11 protein-coding genes are annotated in these 17,241 nt (G+C 64.8%); 3 read left to right on the top strand and 8 right to left on the bottom strand.

Going from position 1 to position 17,241, the window contains the following annotated elements; all coding sequences use genetic code 11:
* Positions 1–7: 7 nt before the first annotated feature.
* Positions 8–2,362, bottom strand: coding sequence for a xanthine dehydrogenase family protein molybdopterin-binding subunit (locus FIU28_RS00055; RefSeq protein ID WP_143571081.1), 2,355 nt, complete (start codon positions 2,360–2,362; stop codon positions 8–10).
* Positions 2,363–2,448: 86 nt separating this feature from the next.
* Complete coding sequence (locus FIU28_RS00050; RefSeq protein ID WP_143571080.1) at positions 2,449–2,934, bottom strand: (2Fe-2S)-binding protein; 486 nt, start codon at positions 2,932–2,934, stop codon at positions 2,449–2,451.
* Positions 2,935–3,360: 426 nt separating this feature from the next.
* Between FIU28_RS00050 and FIU28_RS00045 the strand changes: the two genes are divergently transcribed.
* The 3 genes from FIU28_RS00045 (at position 3,361) to FIU28_RS00035 (ending at position 7,922) form a co-directional block, all read left to right on the top strand.
* Positions 3,361–5,421, top strand: coding sequence for a carbon starvation CstA family protein (locus FIU28_RS00045; protein WP_143571079.1), 2,061 nt, complete (start codon positions 3,361–3,363; stop codon positions 5,419–5,421).
* Position 5,422: 1 nt separating this feature from the next.
* Positions 5,423–5,659, top strand: coding sequence for a YbdD/YjiX family protein (locus FIU28_RS00040; protein ID WP_143571078.1), 237 nt, complete (start codon positions 5,423–5,425; stop codon positions 5,657–5,659).
* A gap of 241 nt (positions 5,660–5,900) precedes the next feature.
* On the top strand, positions 5,901–7,922 hold the full coding sequence (locus tag FIU28_RS00035) for a methyl-accepting chemotaxis protein (RefSeq protein WP_168209924.1): 2,022 nt from the start codon (positions 5,901–5,903) through the stop codon (positions 7,920–7,922).
* 16 nt (positions 7,923–7,938) lie between these two features.
* On the opposite strand, the gene FIU28_RS00030 is transcribed toward FIU28_RS00035, so the two are convergent.
* From FIU28_RS00030 to dnaA, 6 genes are all read right to left on the bottom strand, one after another.
* Entirely contained in the window at positions 7,939–8,745 is an 807-nt protein-coding gene (locus FIU28_RS00030) for an SDR family oxidoreductase (protein WP_143571077.1), read from the bottom strand.
* Between the two features lie 182 nt (positions 8,746–8,927).
* Complete coding sequence (gene gyrB, locus FIU28_RS00025) at positions 8,928–11,369, bottom strand: DNA topoisomerase (ATP-hydrolyzing) subunit B (protein ID WP_143571076.1); 2,442 nt, start codon at positions 11,367–11,369, stop codon at positions 8,928–8,930.
* A 238-nt stretch (positions 11,370–11,607) separates the two neighbouring features.
* Positions 11,608–12,807: an FUSC family protein gene (locus FIU28_RS00020; RefSeq protein ID WP_143571075.1), complete on the bottom strand. Its 1,200-nt coding sequence runs from the start codon at positions 12,805–12,807 to the stop codon at positions 11,608–11,610.
* Positions 12,808–13,001: 194 nt separating this feature from the next.
* The gene (gene recF, locus FIU28_RS00015; RefSeq protein ID WP_143571074.1) at positions 13,002–14,141 is read right to left on the bottom strand and encodes a DNA replication/repair protein RecF; all 1,140 of its coding nucleotides are present in this window, start codon (positions 14,139–14,141) and stop codon (positions 13,002–13,004) included.
* Between the two features lie 191 nt (positions 14,142–14,332).
* Complete coding sequence (dnaN, locus tag FIU28_RS00010) at positions 14,333–15,451, bottom strand: DNA polymerase III subunit beta (RefSeq protein WP_143571073.1); 1,119 nt, start codon at positions 15,449–15,451, stop codon at positions 14,333–14,335.
* Positions 15,452–15,813: 362 nt separating this feature from the next.
* Positions 15,814–17,241 carry a chromosomal replication initiator protein DnaA gene (gene dnaA, locus FIU28_RS00005; RefSeq protein WP_143571072.1) on the bottom strand — a complete coding sequence of 476 codons (1,428 nt, stop codon included), beginning with the start codon at positions 17,239–17,241 and terminating at the stop codon, positions 15,814–15,816.

Genomic DNA, 17,241 nt, shown 5'->3' with positions numbered 1-17,241 from the left:
ATGCTCCCTATTCCGCCGCCTGCTGCAGCTGCATCGCGTGCCAGACGCGGTCCGGCGTGGCGGGCATCTCGATGACATTATGTCCGATCGCGTCCGTGATGGCGTTGATGACCGCGGGCGAGGAGCCGATCGCGCCGGCCTCACCGCAGCCCTTCACGCCGAGCGGATTGCCCGGACACAAAGTCGTGGTGTGCGACAACCGGAACGACGGCACGTCGTCGGCGCGAGGCATGGTGTAGTCCATGAACGATGCCGTCACGAGCTGTCCCTGGTCGTCATAGACCGCGCCTTCCAGCAGCGCCTGGCCGATGCCCTGCACCAGCCCGCCATGGACCTGGCCCTCGACGATCATCGGATTGATCAGCCGGCCAAAATCGTCGGCGGCGACGAAATCGACGATCTCCGTCTTGCCGGTGCCGCGATCGATCTCGACCTCGCAGATGTAGCAGCCGGCCGGGAAGGTGAAGTTGGTCGGATCGTAGAACGCGCCTTCCTTGAGGCCGGGCTCCATGCCGTCCGGCAGATTATGCGCGGTGTAGGCGGCGAGCGCGACCATCGGGAGTGCGATCGACTTGTCGGTGCCGGTCACCTTGAACTCGCCATTCTCGATGACGATGTCCTCCTCCGAGGCCTCGAGTTGATGCGCGGCGATCTTCTTGGCCTTGGCCTCGATCTTCTCCATCGCCTTGAAGATCGCGGACATGCCGACCGCCGCCGAGCGCGAGCCGTAGGTGCCCATGCCGAACTGTACCTTGTCGGTGTCGCCGTGCACGATCTGGACCTGATCGACCGAGATGCCGAGCCGGCCGGCGACGAGCTGCGCGAAGGTCGTCTCGTGGCCCTGGCCGTGGCTGTGCGAGCCGGTCAGCACCTCGATGGTGCCGACTGGATTGACGCGGACTTCTGCGGATTCCCACAGGCCGACGCCGGCGCCGAGCGAGCCCACGGCCTTCGACGGTGCGATGCCGCAGGCCTCGATATAGCAGGAGAAGCCGATGCCGCGCAGTCTGCCTTCGGCTTTCGCCTTGGCCTTGCGCGCCGGGAAGCCGGCATAGTCGATCGCTTTAAGTGCTGCATCGAGCGAGGCGCCGAAATCGCCGACATCATAGGTCATGATGACCGGCGTCTGGTGCGGAAACTGGGTGATGAAATTCTGACGCCGCAGTTCGGCCGGATCGACCTTGAGCTGCCGCGCCGCGGTCTCCATCAGCCGCTCCAGCAGATAGCTGGCCTCCGGCCGCCCTGCGCCGCGATAGGCATCGACCGGCGTGGTGTTGGTGTACACGCCGATCACTTCGGCATGGATAGCCGGGATATTGTACTGGCCGCTTAACAGCGTGGCGTAGAGATAGGTCGGCACCGACGACGAGAACAGCGACATGTAGGCGCCGAAATTGGCGTGGGTTTTGACCCGCAGAGCCAGGATCCTGTTGCCGGCATCGAACGCCATCTCGGCATGCGAGATGTGGTCGCGGCCATGGGCGTCGGTGAGGAAGGCCTCGGAGCGGTCGCCGGTCCATTTCACCGGGCGACGTACTTTCTTGGACGCCCACAGCGCTACCATCTCCTCGGGATAGATGAAGATCTTGGAGCCGAAGCCGCCGCCGACATCGGGCGCCACCACCCGCAGCTTGTGCTCCTGCGCGATATTATAGAATGCCGACAGCACGAGGCGCGCGACATGCGGGTTCTGCGAGGTCGTGTGGAGCGTAAAGTGCTCCTCGGCCTCGTTGTACTCAGCGATCGCCGCGCGCGGCTCCATCGCATTCGGCACCAGCCGGTTGTTGGTGAGGTCGAGCGACACCACATTGGCCGCTTTGGCAAAAGCGTCGTTCACCGCTTTGGCGTCGCCGATCTCCCAGTCATAGACCTGGTTGCCCGGTGCCTCCGGGTGCAATTGCGGCGCGCCGGGCGCGATCGCTGCCTTGATGCCGGCCGCGACCGGCAATTCCTCATAGGTGACGACTACCGCCTCGGCGGCGTCGCGGGCCTGGTTCTTGGTCTCGGCGATCACCACCGCGACGGCCTGTCCGGCAAAGCGCACGATGTCCGGCGCCATCGCGGGCCAGGCGCCCATCTTCATCGGCGTGCCGTCCTTGGACGACACCGCCCAGCCGCAGATCAGGTTGCCGATCTTGTCGTCGACCAGTTGCTGCGCGGTGAGGATATCGACTACGCCCGGCATGTCCTTCGCGGCGGCCATGTCGATGTGTTTCACCCTGGCATGGGCATGCGGGCTGCGGATGAAATGCGCGTGGGTCAGGCCCAGCACCTTGATATCATCGACATAGCGGCCGCGGCCGGTAATGAATCGCTTGTCTTCCTTGCGTACGACGCTCGCGCCGATGCCTTCCACGCCCATGATCGTCTCCCTGCCGGGCCGCATGGTCGGCGCGAAGCGCCGCTGCGGCCGCTTGTTGTTTCAGCAAACCAGATCAGCGTCGCAGGTCACTCCGCTGCGACGGACACTTTCATCCGCGTGGCCGCGTCGAGCACCGATTTGACGATGTTATGATAGCCGGTGCAGCGGCAGATATTGCCTTCGAGCTCTTGCCGCACGGTGTGCTCGTCGAGCTCGCCGCCATGCCGGTTCACGATGTCGATCGAGGCCATGATCATGCCCGGGGTGCAGAAGCCGCATTGCAGGCCGTGATTGTCGCGGAACGCGGCCTGCATCGGGTGCAACTCGTCGCCCCGCGAAATGCCTTCGATGGTGGTGACATTGGCGCCATTCGCCTGGCCCACCAGAACGGTGCATGATTTCACCGGGCGACCATCGATATGTACGATGCAGGCGCCGCACTGGCTGGTATCACAGCCGACATGGGTGCCGGTGAGGTTCAGGTTTTCGCGCAGCAGGTGGACTAAAAGAGTTCTGTCTTCGACATCGACAGATACAGACTTGCCGTTGACCGTCAATTTGATGATGGACACGCAGACCTCCCGAACTTTTTAATTAGTCCGATTAGAAACGCGCTCTGGAAACTTTGCAATGGGGATTTTAGGTGGGCTGTTCGAATGCCGCTGCGAAATGCCGCCGAGGTGCAGGCGACCGCCCGCCCCGACCTGGTTAGCTGCAGTGCACGGGGTGGTGCAGGCGCCGCGGATTCTTGACCTCGGCGGGTGCCGCCCGTCGCCGGCCGGAATCGGCGGAGCGGCCGGCAGGATGCCCCGGTCATTGCTCCGTCACACTTTGAGGTCACGCAAACGGCGCCTCGACCAATTGTGGCATCAATTTGGCTGCGCGGGGGGGGGGGGGGCCGCAAGACATGCTGACGGCTAGAGTGCTAGGTAGTGCCACCGGGCCTGACGGATCGAGCCTCCGGAACACGACTGCTCTTTTCTTTGGAAATAACGAACATGAATGGCATCAAGTCACATCTGCCGTGGGTCGCCCTCGGCACTATCGGGGGCGTTTGTCTCGCCTTCATCTCAATCGAACGCGGCGAGCCGGTGAACGCGCTGTGGATCGTCATCGGGGCGATCTGCACCTACCTGGTCTCCTACCGCTATTATAGCCTGTTCATCGCCACGAAGGTGATGCGGCTCGATCCTAACCGGGCGACGCCCGCGGTGCGCCTGAACAACGGCCTCGACTACGTGCCGACCGACAAATTCGTCCTGTTCGGTCACCATTTTGCGGCCATCGCCGGCGCCGGACCTCTGGTCGGCCCGGTGCTTGCCGCCCAGATGGGCTATTTGCCCGGAACGCTGTGGATTCTGGCTGGCGTCGTGCTGGCGGGCGCGGTGCAGGACTTCATGGTGCTGTTCATCTCGATGCGCCGCGACGGCCGCTCGCTCGGCGAGTTGATCCGCGGTGAAATGGGTGTGATCCCGGGCGTGATTGCGCTGTTCGGCACCTTCATGATCATGGTGATCATTCTCGCCGTTCTGGCGCTGATCGTCGTCAAGGCGCTCACCGGCAGCCCGTGGGGTACCTTCACCGTCGCCGCGACCATCCCGATTGCCCTCTTCATGGGCGTCTATACGCGCTACATCCGTCCCGGCCACATCGGCGAAGTCTCGATCATCGGCTTCATCGCTCTAATGCTCGCCATCGTCTACGGCCAGTCCATTGCCGAAAGCCCGGCCATCGCTCCGTTCTTCACCTTCACCGGTACCGAATTGTGCTGGATTCTCATCGGATACGGCTTCGTCGCCTCGATCCTTCCGATCTGGCTGCTGCTCGCCCCGCGTGACTATCTGTCGACCTTCCTGAAGATCGGAACGATTGTCTGCCTGGCTCTCGGCATCTTCATCATCGCACCGCAGATGCAGCTTCCCGCCATCACCAAATTCGTCGATGGAAGCGGTCCGGTGTGGGCGGGCAGCCTGTTCCCGTTCCTCTTCATCACCATCGCTTGCGGCGCGGTTTCGGGTTTCCATGCTTTAATCTCGTCCGGCACCACGCCGAAGATGATCGACAATGAAACCAATACCCGCTTCATCGGCTATGGCGGCATGTTGATGGAATCCTTCGTCGCCATCATGGCGCTGGTTGCAGCCGGCGTCATCGAACCGGGTGTGTACTTCACCATGAACAGCCCGGCCGCCATCATTGGTACGACCGCGGAGAGTGCATCGGCAGCCGTGACCGCCATGGGCTTCCCGGTCTCGGCGGAAACGATCACGCAGACCGCCATCGATGTCGGTGAAAGCTCGATCGTTTCGCGTGCGGGCGGCGCTCCGACGCTGGCCGTTGGCATGGCGCATATCCTTTCCAACACGATCGGTGGAAAGGCGATGATGGCGTTCTGGTATCACTTCGCCATCCTGTTCGAGGCGCTGTTCATCCTGACGGCGGTCGACGCCGGAACCAGAGCCGGTCGCTTCATGCTGCAGGATCTGCTCGGTGTGTTCGTGCCCAGCTTCCGCAATACCTCGTCCTGGGCCCCGAATATCGTGGCCACGGCGCTGTGCGTCGCGGCATGGGGCTTCATTCTCTATCAGGGCGTGACCGATCCGCTCGGCGGCGTGAATACGCTGTGGCCGCTGTTCGGCATCGCGAACCAGATGCTGGCCGCCGTGGCTCTCGTCCTCGGCACGGTCGTCATCTTCAAGATGAAGCGTGAGCGCTATGCTTTCGTGACGATCATCCCGGCAGTCTGGCTGGTCGCCTGCACCATGACGGCAGGCTTCGAAAAGGTCCTGTCGAGCGATCCGAAGGTGAGCTTCATGGCCCACGCGAACAGCTTCTCGAAGGCCATCGCAGAGGACAGGGTTCTGGCTCCGGCCAAGAGCATGGCGCAGATGAAGCAGGTTCTCATGAACGACTACATTGATGCCGGGCTCTGCGTGCTCTTCATCTTCGTGGTGATCAGCATCATCCTGTTCGGCATTAATGCCTGCATCAAGGCCTATCGCGAGAATGGCTGGACGGCCCGGGAGATCCCCTCCATTGCCGCCGTTCCGGCAGAATAGCATGGGTGACGTCAAGCCATCCTCCGACACCACCCTGAGGGGGCGCTTCCGCTCCCTCAGCCGCTGCTTCTGCGACAGCGCGCTGCTGATGGTCGGCATGCCCAACTACGACAACTACGTGGCGCATGTCCGCGCCACGCATCCGGATGGGCCGGTCATGACCTATGAAGAGTTCTTCCGGGACCGGCAGGACGCCCGGTATGGGGGCGGCGGACGCGGCGGTTTCCGCTGCTGCTGAAGCCGGGGCCCCGCCCTTGCCGACAAGCCGGCCAGTTCACCAAATGAGCTGGCCGGCTTTCTTTTGCCGATCGCGCTGCAAATAAATCATCCTGGCTAGTACGGGCGTACAACTGCACGCAGTACATTTTCCTGCAAATTTACTCGATCTTATCCAATCAGCCCTACAGTGGTACCGGGGTCATCTGCACAAGCGGATGATCGACTGCACTTGGAAGCTAATGGGGGCCGCGGTGGGATTCATGAGTCTAGTTCGGCTGCGGCCGATGTCGCTGCGGTTTCGCGCCAAGGTCACCCTCGGTTTTGCGGCAGTGCTGGTTATTTCTGCGCTCAGCATGGCGATGGCCTACATCGGGTACGAACGCATTTCGGAAGGGGTCGTCTCGTACCGGACCAGCGTTGCCGAATCGGGGCTTGCCCGCAACATCGACCGGGAGCTGACCGCCTACCAGGCGCTGACGCGCTATTACGTGATCACCGGCAAGGAAATCGACGCCAAGGCTGCAAAGGCAGCCGAGTCCAGCCTCAAATTCGCGATCGACGATTCGGTGAAGGCGACGACGGACGCCGCCCGTCTCGACAAGGTCACCCGGTTGGTCCGGGAGTTTTCCGACTTTACCAAAGTGTTCGCCGACATTCTGGCGGTGAAAGGCGAAAACGACGTCATCGGCGCCACCCAGCTGACGCGGTTGAGCATCCTGCTGCGCAGCAAGATCGACGACCTCGGCGACTCCGCCACGATGGCCGCTATGCCGGCGACTGAAGAACAGGTCAAGGATATCACCACCCAGTTCGTGACGGCGACCTCCGTGGTCAACACCTATATGGCGATGGCCGACGACAAGACCGCCAGCGCCGCGGCGTCCCGCATCAAGTTCCTGGACAACGCGATCGCGGGCATCTTCGCGAATAATGAAGGCATTCTGAAGAAGGCGAAGGCGATCGGCGCCGACGTGAAAATCTATCAGGGCGCCTTCGCAAAATACGTCGAGAACTCCAAGAAGGTGGAGGGGCTGTCGCAGAAGATGACCGCGATTGCGGAAACGATCGTCGCCCTGTCGACGGCGCTGAAGGCGGACATGCTGACCGAGCAGCAGCGGCTGGAGTCCGAGTCCGATACCACGATCAACCAGACCAAACGCCTTATCGTCATGCTCGGCGTCGGCGGGCTGATCGTCGGCGCCGTGCTGGCCATGTTGCTGGGCCGCAGTATCGCCCGGCCAATGCTTGCGATGTGCGCCGCCATGCGCAGGCTCGCCGCCGGTGATTTCGACGTGGTGCTGCCGGGGCTCGGCCGCCGCGACGAATTGGGCGACATGGCCTCCGCCGTGGAAGAGTTCAAGGTGCAGGCGATCGCCAAGGCCGAGCGGGACGCCGAAAGCCAGGATGCGCAGAATCGCAGGGCCGGCGAGGCCCGTCGCGCCGAATTGATCCGCTTCGCCGATGATTTCGAAGGCGCGGTCGGCGGCATCGTCTCCAACGTCGCGGCTTCGGCCGAGCAGCTCGAAACCGCGGCCGACACGCTGACCCGGACGGCGGAAACCACCGAGAGCCTGTCCGGCCAGGTGGCCGGTGCCTCGGAGGAGGCGTCGTCGAACATGCAGTCGGTGGCAACGGCCACGGAGGAGCTGTCGCTGTCGGTCAGCGAGATCGGCCGCCAGGTCGAGGCGTCCTCGCGGATCGCCGACAGCGCGGTCCTGCAGGCCGAGCAGACCGACGTCCGCATCACCGAACTGTCCCGCGTCGCCCAGCGCATCGGCGACGTCGTCAATCTGATCACGGCGATTGCCGAGCAGACCAATCTGCTGGCGCTCAACGCCACCATCGAGGCGGCGCGCGCCGGCGATGCCGGGCGTGGCTTCGCCGTGGTGGCGTCGGAGGTCAAGTCGCTGGCCAGTCAGACCGCAAGGGCGACCGACGAAATCTCGACGCAGATCGCCGGCATGCAGAACGCGACGCAGGAATCGGTGACCGCGATCAAACAGATCGGGGCCACCATCGGGCAGATTTCCAGCATCGCCTCGGAGATCGCCAGCGCGGTGACTCAGCAAAGCGCGGCGACCCGCGAGATCGCGCAGAACGTTCAGCGCGTGGCTCACGGCACCCAGCAGGTCGCCGGCAACATCACCGCGGTCAACCGCGGCGCCACCGAAACAGGCGTGGCGTCGGAGCAGGTGCTGAATTCCGCACAGACGCTGTCCTCCGAAAGCACGCGCCTGCGCGCCGAGCTCGACCGCTTCATGCAGAATATCCGCGCGGCGTAACCCGCGCGGCGCCGGCTCAGTCCCAGCCGTCGCCTGGGATGCCGGGATTGGCGTAGACGATGCCACCATCGACGGCGATGGTGGCGCCCACCACATAGTCACCGGCGCGCGAGGCGAGATAGATCGCAGCCCCCGCCATGTCCTCATCGGTGCCGATGCGCCCCGCCGGAACCCGCGTCGAGACCTCGTCGGCATTGTCGCGCGCGGCCTTGTTCATGTCGGACTTGAACGGCCCCGGCGCGATCGCCGCGACCACGACATGGTCCTTGATCAGCCGCACCGCCATCCGCCGTGTCAGGTGGATCAGGCCGGATTTGCTGGCGGCGTAGGAATAGGTCTCCAGCGGATTGACGAAGATGCCGTCGATCGAGGCGATGTTGATGACCTTGGCCGGCTTCTCGACGCTCGCTGCCGCGCGCAGCATCGGCGCCAGCGCCTTGGTGAGGAAGAATGGCGTCTTGAGATTGAGCGTCATCACCTTGTCCCAGCCGCTCTCCGGGAATTCGTCGAAATCCGCCCCCCACGCCGCGCCGGCATTGTTGACGAGGATGTCGAGCTTCGGCTCGCGCTTGCCGATCTCGGCTGCCAGCATGTCGATTCCCGCCATGGTCGAGATATCGATCGGCAGCGCGATGCATTCGCCGGCATATTCGCCGGTCAGTTCCTGCGCGGTCGCCTCGCAGGCCGCGGCCTTCCGCGCAGTGATGTAGACCTTTGCCGCGCCCTGGCTGAGAAACCCCGCCGCGATCATCCGCCCGATGCCGCGCGAGCCCCCCGTCACCAGCGCGACGCGCCCGGCCAGCGAAAACAGATCCTTGAACATGCCGTCTCCCTTTGTTTTGCCGATTGTGTGCTGGCGGGAGATACAGGGTCAAGCAGGGAGGTGACCAGCCAGCTATCGTCATTGCGAAGAGCGATGCGACGAGGCGATCCAGAATCTCAAGTTCGGCAACGAACCGATTCCGTCTTGCAACGGATCCCCGCATTGGCGGAGAGCTGTTCTAATTACACATCCACATTGGCACTCAGCGAATTCTCCTGGATGAAGTCGCGGCGCGGCTCGACCACGTCGCCCATCAGCTTGGTGAAGATGTCGTCGGCCTCGTCGACTTCCTTGATCTTCACCTGCAGCAGCGAGCGCTCGTTGGTGTCGAGCGTGGTTTCCCAGAGCTGGCCGGGGTTCATCTCGCCGAGGCCTTTGTAGCGCTGCAGGGCGACGCCCTTGCGGCCGGCGTCGGTGACGGCTTCGAACAGGCTGACCGGTCCGTGGATCGGGAATTCGATGTCCTTGCGGCGCAATACACCCGGCTTCGGATAGGCCTCCTGCAGGCCGGCGGCGTATTCGTCGAGCTTTCGCGCGTCGGCCGAGCCGAGCAACGCGTCGTCGATCACGCCGACATCCTTGACGCCGCGGATGGTGCGCTCGAAGAAATAGCCCTGGCCCTCGCGGAATTCGCCGACCCAGCCGCGTTCGACCTCGTCGGCCAGCGCGTCCATGCGGCGCGCGATATAGGCGGCAGCCTCGTTGGCGGCGGGCAGGTCGCCCGTCACCTTCGGGCTCAGCACGCCGGCGATCGCGGCCTGCTCGACGATCGAGCGGTTATAGCGGCTGTGCAGATTGTGCAGCGTCCCGCGGATGTTGCGGGCGACTTCGACCAGCGCCAGGAGGTCGCGGCCGCCGCGCTCTTCGCCGGAGGCGAGCTTGTAGACACAGTCGTCGAGGCCGGTCGCGATCAGATAATCTTCCAGCGCGCGCTCGTCCTTGAGGTACTGCTCGGACTTGCCGCGCGTCACCTTGTAGAGCGGTGGCTGCGCGATATAGAGGTAGCCGCCCTCGATCAGCGTCGGCATCTGCCGGAAGAAGAACGTCAGGAGCAGTGTGCGGATATGCGCGCCGTCGACGTCGGCGTCGGTCATCAGGATGATCTTGTGATAGCGAAGCTTCGCGATGTCGAAATCGTCGCGGCCGATACCGGTGCCGAGCGCGGTGATCAGCGTGCCGATCTGTTCGGAGCCCAGCATCTTGTCGAAGCGCGCGCGCTCGACGTTGAGGATCTTGCCGCGCAACGGCAGCACGGCCTGGAATTCGCGGTTGCGGCCCTGCTTGGCGGAGCCACCTGCGGAGTCACCCTCGACGATGAACAGTTCGGACTTGGCGGGATCGCGCTCCTGGCAGTCGGCGAGCTTGCCGGGCAAGGAGGCGATATCCAGCGCGCCCTTGCGCCGCGTCAACTCGCGCGCCTTGCGGGCGGCTTCGCGGGCGGCGCCGGCCTCGATCACCTTGCCGACGATCACCTTGGCTTCCGCCGGATGTTCCTCGAACCAGGTCGCCAGCGCCTCGTTTAGCACGTTCTCCACGACGGGACGGACTTCCGAGGACACCAGCTTGTCCTTGGTCTGCGACGAGAATTTCGGGTCCGGTACTTTCACCGAGAGAACGGCGGTGAGGCCTTCGCGGCAGTCGTCGCCGGTCAGGACGATCTTTTCCTTCTTGGCGATGACGTCGGCATAGCCGTTGACCTGGCGCGTCAGCGCGCCGCGGAAGCCGGCCAGATGCGTGCCGCCGTCGCGTTGCGGAATGTTGTTGGTGAAGCACAGCACGTTCTCATGATAGCTGTCGTTCCACCACAGCGCCGCCTCGACATTGATGCCGTTGAGGTCGGCGGAGACGAAGATCGGCGAGGGCACCACGGCCTTCTTGTTGCGGTCGAGATATTTGACGAACTCGATGACGCCGCCCTCGTACATCATCTTCTCATGCCGCTCGACCGGGTGGCGCAGGTCGGACAGCAGGATGTTGACGCCGGAATTGAGGAAGGCGAGTTCGCGCAGCCGGTGCTCCAGCGTGGCGAAGTCATAGTCGAGCGTCGTGAAGGTTTCGGCGGAGGCATAGAACGTCACTTCGGTGCCGCGCTTGCCGTTGGCGTCGCCGACCTCGATCAGCGGGGCCACTGCGTCGCCATGCGCGAACTCGATGAAGTGTTCCTTGCCGCCCCGCCAGACGCGCAGCACCAGCTTGCTGGACAGCGCGTTGACGACGGAAACGCCGACGCCGTGCAGGCCGCCGGAGACCTTGTAGGAGTTCTGGTCGAATTTTCCGCCGGCGTGCAGCTGGGTCATGATGACCTCGGCCGCGGAGATGCCTTCGCCCTTGTGGATGTCGACCGGGATGCCGCGCCCGTCGTCGCGCACCGTCACCGAGCCGTCGGCATTGAGCGCGACTTCCACCGCGGTGGCATGGCCGGCCAGCGCCTCGTCGATCGCGTTGTCGACGACCTCGTAGACCATGTGGTGCAGGCCGGAGCCGTCGTCGGTGTCGCCGATATACATGCCCGGCCGCTTGCGCACGGCGTCGAGGCCTTTCAGTACCCGGATCGATTCCGCACCGTATTCGATGGGCACGGCAAGTTCGGTTTCGGCGATCGGCAGCCGGGCGGGTTCAGTCATGCAGGGGCCTTCGAGGTGTGTCGAATCAGCGCGAAAAACGCGAGGCTGAATCCAGCTATTTGTGCCATGAAAACGGCAACGCGCCTAGCGCAAAGTCTCAGCGTTCAAGTTGTTGTTTAAATGGGATTTTTCGGCCGTTTTTCAAGCTGCCGCGGGATCATTTTCCGGGCTGGGTCAAGCGCCGGTTGCGAGCCTGCCGGAATGCCCTTTTGCAGCCGGCCGGAAGCGCGCTGCGACGCTACTTTTTCACTAACTCAGTGATCGACGGCGGCGCTTCCCTGGGGTGGCGGCGGCGCCAGATCGCATGCGCGACCAGCACCACCGGTTCCAGCAGCACCATGCCGAACAGAATGCCGAACAACCGGTCAAGGCCGGGCGCCAGCGCCGCTTGGGCGTAGTCGTCGGGCACCAGCACCACCAGGAAGGCCAAAGTGAACTGCAGGCCGCCATAGCTCATCAAAGCCGGGCCGTTTTCGATATGGCGGCCGAGGATCACGCCGATGCACAGGCCGATGGTCATCAGCGCCGGCGAATGGTGGCTGAGCCAAAGCACGGCGCTGGCCAGCAGGCCGCCGGCGACGCAGCCGACCAGCCGCTGCATCACGCGCGACGACACCGGACTGAGCAGGCCCTCCGCCAGCGACGCGGCCGGTACCAGCATGACGACGAAGATGGTGATGCTGGACTGGCTGAGCGACTCGATGCCAAGCCATAGCCATGCCCAAGGGATCAGGGCCAGCGCGATGCCGCCGGTCAAAGCGTGGACGGCCACCCGCTTCTGCCAGCGCGCGGCCGGTCCCGCGGGCTCGGCGCGCATCGCGTTGTCCGGGCTCGGCAGCTTGCGGCGCACGGTCCAGGTCGACAGCGCGCTGACCAGGACCGCGGACATGGTGCCGGCCAGCACTTCGAGAACGCGGGTCGAGGCGAAGCGCTGGATCGGCTCCTGCGCATGGGCCAGCGCTTCGATCAGGATCATCATGAAGGTCAGGCCGGTAAACAGCCAAGCATAGGCGCGGCGGCCGACGATCGCGAAATACATGGTGACGCTGCCGACCACCAGCAGCGCCAGGCTGGTCGGAAGCGGCAGCGGCAACACCAGCGGTGCCAGCAGCAGGGCTAGTAATGCGCCGGCCCCGGTGCCGACGATTCGCAGCACGCCGCGGGTGAAACTCTCGGCGACGTGGGAGCGCATCACCATGTAGCCGCTGAACGCCGCCCAGCCTACATTCTCGGCGCCGATCGCATGGGAAAACACGATCGCCAGCAGCACCGACAGCACGCACGCGACCTCGTCGATCATGCGCGCGCCGGGAAAAGGCAGGGTGCGCAGTTCGGCCCAGAACGCGCGGCCGAAGCGGGCCAGATGAAGGGATACGAACAGCAGCATTGGTGGATGTTTGGAGTTATTGCGCGCGACCATCAAGAGACGATTGCTCATGGCGAGCTGCGCGGGCCCACTGTCGTTCCGGGATGCATCAGACGGCGGAGCCGTCTGATGCAGACCTCAGCCAAGCCAATTGGCGTGGCGGGGAACGTTGAGATGTTCATCGTCCCATATCGAGGTTCCCGCCGCTCCGAGTGGAGCGGCTGAGGTTCGCTCGAGCTGCGCTCTTTCGCCCCGTAATGACAGCCTTATCCCCGCTTGCTGACGCGCCCGTCGGCGACGTCGAACAACTCGCCGGTCGGGCCGATTTCGGCGAAGGCCGCGGGATCGGCGCCGGTCATCCAGACCTGCGCGCCGAGCTTCGACAACTCGCCAAACAGCGCGCGGCGGCGGTCGGGATCGAGATGCGCCACGACTTCATCGAGCAACAATAGCGGCGTGATGCCGGTCATGTCGGCGACCAGCGTGGCATGCGCCAGGATCAGCCCGATCAGCAGCGCCTTCTGCTCGCCGGTGGAGGCATCGCGCGCCGGCATGTTCTTCGGCGCGTAGATCACCTGCAGGTCGGTGAGGTGCGGGCCGTCAAGCGTGCGGCCGGCGGCGGCGTCACGCGGACGGCCGTCGCGCAAAATCTGGCGGTAACGGTCTTCCACGGCGGTGGCGGGCTCATTCACCAGCGCGTTCTCCATCCAGCCGTCCAGCATGATTCGCGCCGAGGGAAACACCGAGGCTTCTTCGCGCGCGCGCAGCATCGCGGCCAGCCGCGTCACGGTCTGGCCGCGCATCGCGGCGACGGCGACGGCGAGTTCGGCGGTCTCGCGCTCGATCGCGTCGAGCCAGTGGCCGTCATAGTTGCGTTCCTCGAGCAGGCGGTTGCGCGAGCGCAGGCTCCGATCCAGCGCCGAGACGCGGCTGGAATGGTCCTTGTCGATCGCCAGTACCAGGCGATCGAAGAACCGCCGCCGCTCGGAGGCCGCGCCCATGAACAGCTGGTCCATCGCCGGCGTCAGCCAGACCATGCGCAAATGATCGCCGAACGCGGTCGCCGAACTGACCGGCTCGCGGTCGATGCGGCAGCGCCGGCTCGACGCGGCGGCCTCATTGGCGGGCGGATCGATGCCGGTGCCCAGCGTGGCCAAGCCGACTTCGCCCTCGACTTCCGCAGAAACCGCCCAGGAGCCGTCGCCCTGCAAATCGGCGACGTCGTCGAGCGTGGCGCGGCGCAGCCCGCGGCCCGGCGACAGAAAGGAGATCGCCTCCAGGCAATTGGTCTTGCCGGCGCCGTTCGGCCCGACCAGCACCACCATGTCGCCGCGCGTGTTGAGCGACGCCGCGCGATAGTTGCGGAAGTGGGTGAGCGTCAGGCGATGGATGCGGGAGGCGGTCATGAATCGATCATTGGTCCGCAGCGGCGGCCGCGCTCCTGCTTCCCTCTACCCTTGTGGCAGAGGGTGGATCGAACCGCGAAGCAGTTCGAGACGGGTGAGGGGTGCAGCGGAGCTCCGTCATACCCCTCATCCGGCACGGACTTCGTCCGCGCCACCTTCTCCCACAAGGGGAGAAGGAAGGAAGAAAAAGCCTACACTCGCATCGGCATCAGCACGTAAAGCGCGCCTTTGGAGTCCTTGTCCTGCACCAGAGTCGGCGAACCGGGGTCGGCCAACCGCAGCACGGCGACCTCGCCTTCGATCTGCGCCGCGATGTCGAGCAGATAGCGCGAGTTGAAGCCGATATCGAGCGCATCTGAGGCGTATTCGACTTCGAGTTCTTCTGTGGCGCTGCCGGAATCCGGATTGGTCACCGACAGGATCAGCTTGCCCGGCGACAGCGCCAGCTTGACGGCGCGGCCGCGCTCGCTGGATATGGTCGAGACGCGGTCCACGGCGTCTTCGAACTGCTTCTTGTCGACGATCAGTTCCTTGTCGTTGTTCTGCGGGATCACGCGGCCATAGTCCGGGAAGGTGCCGTCAATCAGCTTCGACGTCAGCACGACATTGCCGAGCGTGAAGCGGATCTTGCCCTGCGACAGCTCGATGCCGACCTCGGCTTCGGCGTCTTCAATCAGCCGCTGCACTTCGCCGACGGTCTTGCGCGGTACGATCACGCCGGCCATGCCCTCGGCGCCCTTCGGCATCGCGAGGTCTACCTGCGCGAGGCGATGGCCGTCGGTGGCGACGGCGCGCAATGTCGCGGCGGCGGCGGTGCCGGCGGCGTGCAGGTAGATGCCGTTGAGGTAGTAGCGGGTCTCTTCGGTGGAAATGGCGAACTGGGTGCGGTCGATCAGGCGTTTGACGTCGGACGCCGGCAGCACGAAGGAGTGCGTCATCTCGCCGGCGGCGAGATCCGGGAAGTCGTTCTCCGGCAGGGTCTGCAGCGTGAAGCGCGAGCGGCCGGCGCGGATCGCCAGCACCGAGCGGTCGCCGTCGGCCTCCAGCACGATCTGCGATCCATCCGGCAGCTTGCGCACGATGTCGTAGAACATGTGCGCCGGCACGGTGGTGGAACCGGCGGTGCCGATTTCGGCGGGCAGGGTTTCGGTGACTTCGAGGTCGAGGTCGGTCGCCTTCAGCGACAGCTTGGAATTTTCAGCGCGGATCAGCACGTTGCCGAGGATCGGAATGGTATTGCGGCGCTCGACCACGCGGTGGACGTGGCTCAGCGATTTCAGCAATTGCGCGCGTTCGACGGTGACCTTCATTGCAAACTCGCCCGATCCGATTCGACATCGTGTGTGGAGTGCCTGGCCACCCGGTCGGGCGCCACGGCGATAGACGCCCGCCCTGCGCGCAGGGTTTGCGCGCGCGAGCGGGGGTCCGCAAGGTGGCGTGAATGGGGCGTGAGTGCAAGGGGAGAGCAGCTGAGGTCCCCACGTTTTGGCGGCCTACAAGATGCGCGCCGCCGCTAGTGGCTCCCCTCCCACCAGGCGAAGCGAAGCTTCGCTAGGTGGGGGAGGGTGGCGCGTAGCGCCGGGAGAGGGGCCACAGGCGACGTCGCCCTAGCCACCCCTCTCCCTGACCCTCCCCCACAAGGGGGGAGGGGACACTATTGCCGGTGCTTCAGTTACTCCTGCAGCTGGCGCTTCAGGCTTTCCACTTCGTCCTGCAAAGCGACGTCCTTGCCGACCAGCGCCTCGATCTTTCGCACCGCGTGCAGCACCGTGGTGTGGTCGCGTCCGCCGAAGCGGCGGCCGATTTCCGGCAGCGAGCGCAGCGTCAGCGTCTTGGCGAGATACATCGCGACTTGGCGCGGACGCACGACATTCGCGGTGCGGCGCGACGACAGGAGGTCCGAGCGGCTGACATTGTACTGCCGGGCCACTACGCGCTGGATGTCCTCGATCTTGATGCGCTTGGGCTCCATCGGGCGGATCAGGTCGCGCACTTCGCGCTCGGCCATTTCCAGCGTCACCGGCGTGGCATTCAGCTTGCTGTGCGCCAAGAGGCGATTGATGGCGCCTTCGAGGTCGCGGCCGTTGTGGGTGATGGTGCGGGCGAGATAGTCCAGCACCGGCAGCGGCACTTCAAACGTCGCGTGGTGCGAACGAGCTGCGGCGACGCGCGACTTCAGGATGCCGAGGCGCAGCTCCTCGCCGAGCGTTCCGATCTCGACGACGAGGCCGCCGGCGAGCCGCGAGCGGACCCGCTCGTCCAGGCTTTCCAGGTCCGACGGCGGACGGTCGGCGGCGATCACCACCTGGCGGCCGGCATCGATCAGCGCGTTCAGCGTGTGGCAGAATTCGGCCTGCGTGGTCTTGCCCTGCAGGAACTGCAGATCGTCGATCACCAGCACGTCGATGCCGCGCAGCGCTTCCTTGAAGGCCAAAGCGGTCTGCGTCTTCAGCGCGGCGACGAAGCCGTACATGAATTTTTCGGCGGTTAGATACAGCACCTTGCGCTCGGTGCCGGAATTGCCGGCCCAGGTCACCGCCTGCAGCAGATGGGTTTTGCCGAGGCCCACGCCGGCATGGATATAGAGCGGGTTGAACATCACGCTGTCGCCGCGGCGGCCTTCGGCGACCTGGCGGGCGGCGGCGTGCGCCAGCGTGTTGGAACGGCCGGTGACGAAGCTGCCGAAGGTGAGGCGCGGATCGAGCGGCGAGCCGCCGAGCGCTTCATGGGTGGCGGAGACCGGCGCGATCGCGGTGGCGCGCAGCTCGGACGAGGCGCGACCGTCGCGGCCCTCGGGGCGCGGCGCGATCGCGGTCGGCGTTTCCTTGGCGGGCGCCGCCACGCGCATCGCGGTGCGGACGGTGACATCGACGCGATGCACTTCCGGCATCTCGGCCTGCCAGCAGGTCAAGACGCGCTCGGCATAATGCGCCTGGATCCAGCTCTTCAGGAACCGCGTCGGAACCGACAGATGGACGCTCTCGTCCTGCACGCTCTCCAGGTCCATCCGAGCGAACCAGCTGGAATAGACGTCCTCGCCGACGCTCGACCGCAGACGGCCCTTCACGCGAGACCAGCGATCCTGTTCCATGTTTGACAT

Source organism: Tardiphaga sp. vice154 (genome assembly GCF_007018645.1).
Taxonomy (GTDB): Bacteria; Pseudomonadota; Alphaproteobacteria; order Rhizobiales; family Xanthobacteraceae; genus Tardiphaga.
Note: the sequence above shows the minus strand (reverse complement) of the source record. Positions and strands in the feature narration are given on the sequence as shown.

What these genes read in the sequence shown, in the direction of transcription:
- recF (WP_143571074.1), bottom strand. Translation starts at nt 14,141, where the DNA reads ATGACCGCCTCCCGCATCCATCGCCTGACGCTCACCCACTTCCGCAAC.
- FIU28_RS00055 (WP_143571081.1), bottom strand. Translation starts at nt 2,362, where the DNA reads ATGGGCGTGGAAGGCATCGGCGCGAGCGTCGTACGCAAGGAAGACAAG.
- FIU28_RS00020 (WP_143571075.1), bottom strand. Translation starts at nt 12,807, where the DNA reads ATGAGCAATCGTCTCTTGATGGTCGCGCGCAATAACTCCAAACATCCA.
- FIU28_RS00035 (WP_168209924.1), top strand. Translation starts at nt 5,901, where the DNA reads ATGAGTCTAGTTCGGCTGCGGCCGATGTCGCTGCGGTTTCGCGCCAAG.
- gyrB (WP_143571076.1), bottom strand. Translation starts at nt 11,369, where the DNA reads ATGACTGAACCCGCCCGGCTGCCGATCGCCGAAACCGAACTTGCCGTG.
- FIU28_RS00040 (WP_143571078.1), top strand. Translation starts at nt 5,423, where the DNA reads ATGGGTGACGTCAAGCCATCCTCCGACACCACCCTGAGGGGGCGCTTC.
- dnaA (WP_143571072.1), bottom strand. Translation starts at nt 17,241, where the DNA reads ATGTCAAACATGGAACAGGATCGCTGGTCTCGCGTGAAGGGCCGTCTG.
- FIU28_RS00030 (WP_143571077.1), bottom strand. Translation starts at nt 8,745, where the DNA reads ATGTTCAAGGATCTGTTTTCGCTGGCCGGGCGCGTCGCGCTGGTGACG.
- dnaN (WP_143571073.1), bottom strand. Translation starts at nt 15,451, where the DNA reads ATGAAGGTCACCGTCGAACGCGCGCAATTGCTGAAATCGCTGAGCCAC.
- FIU28_RS00045 (WP_143571079.1), top strand. Translation starts at nt 3,361, where the DNA reads ATGAATGGCATCAAGTCACATCTGCCGTGGGTCGCCCTCGGCACTATC.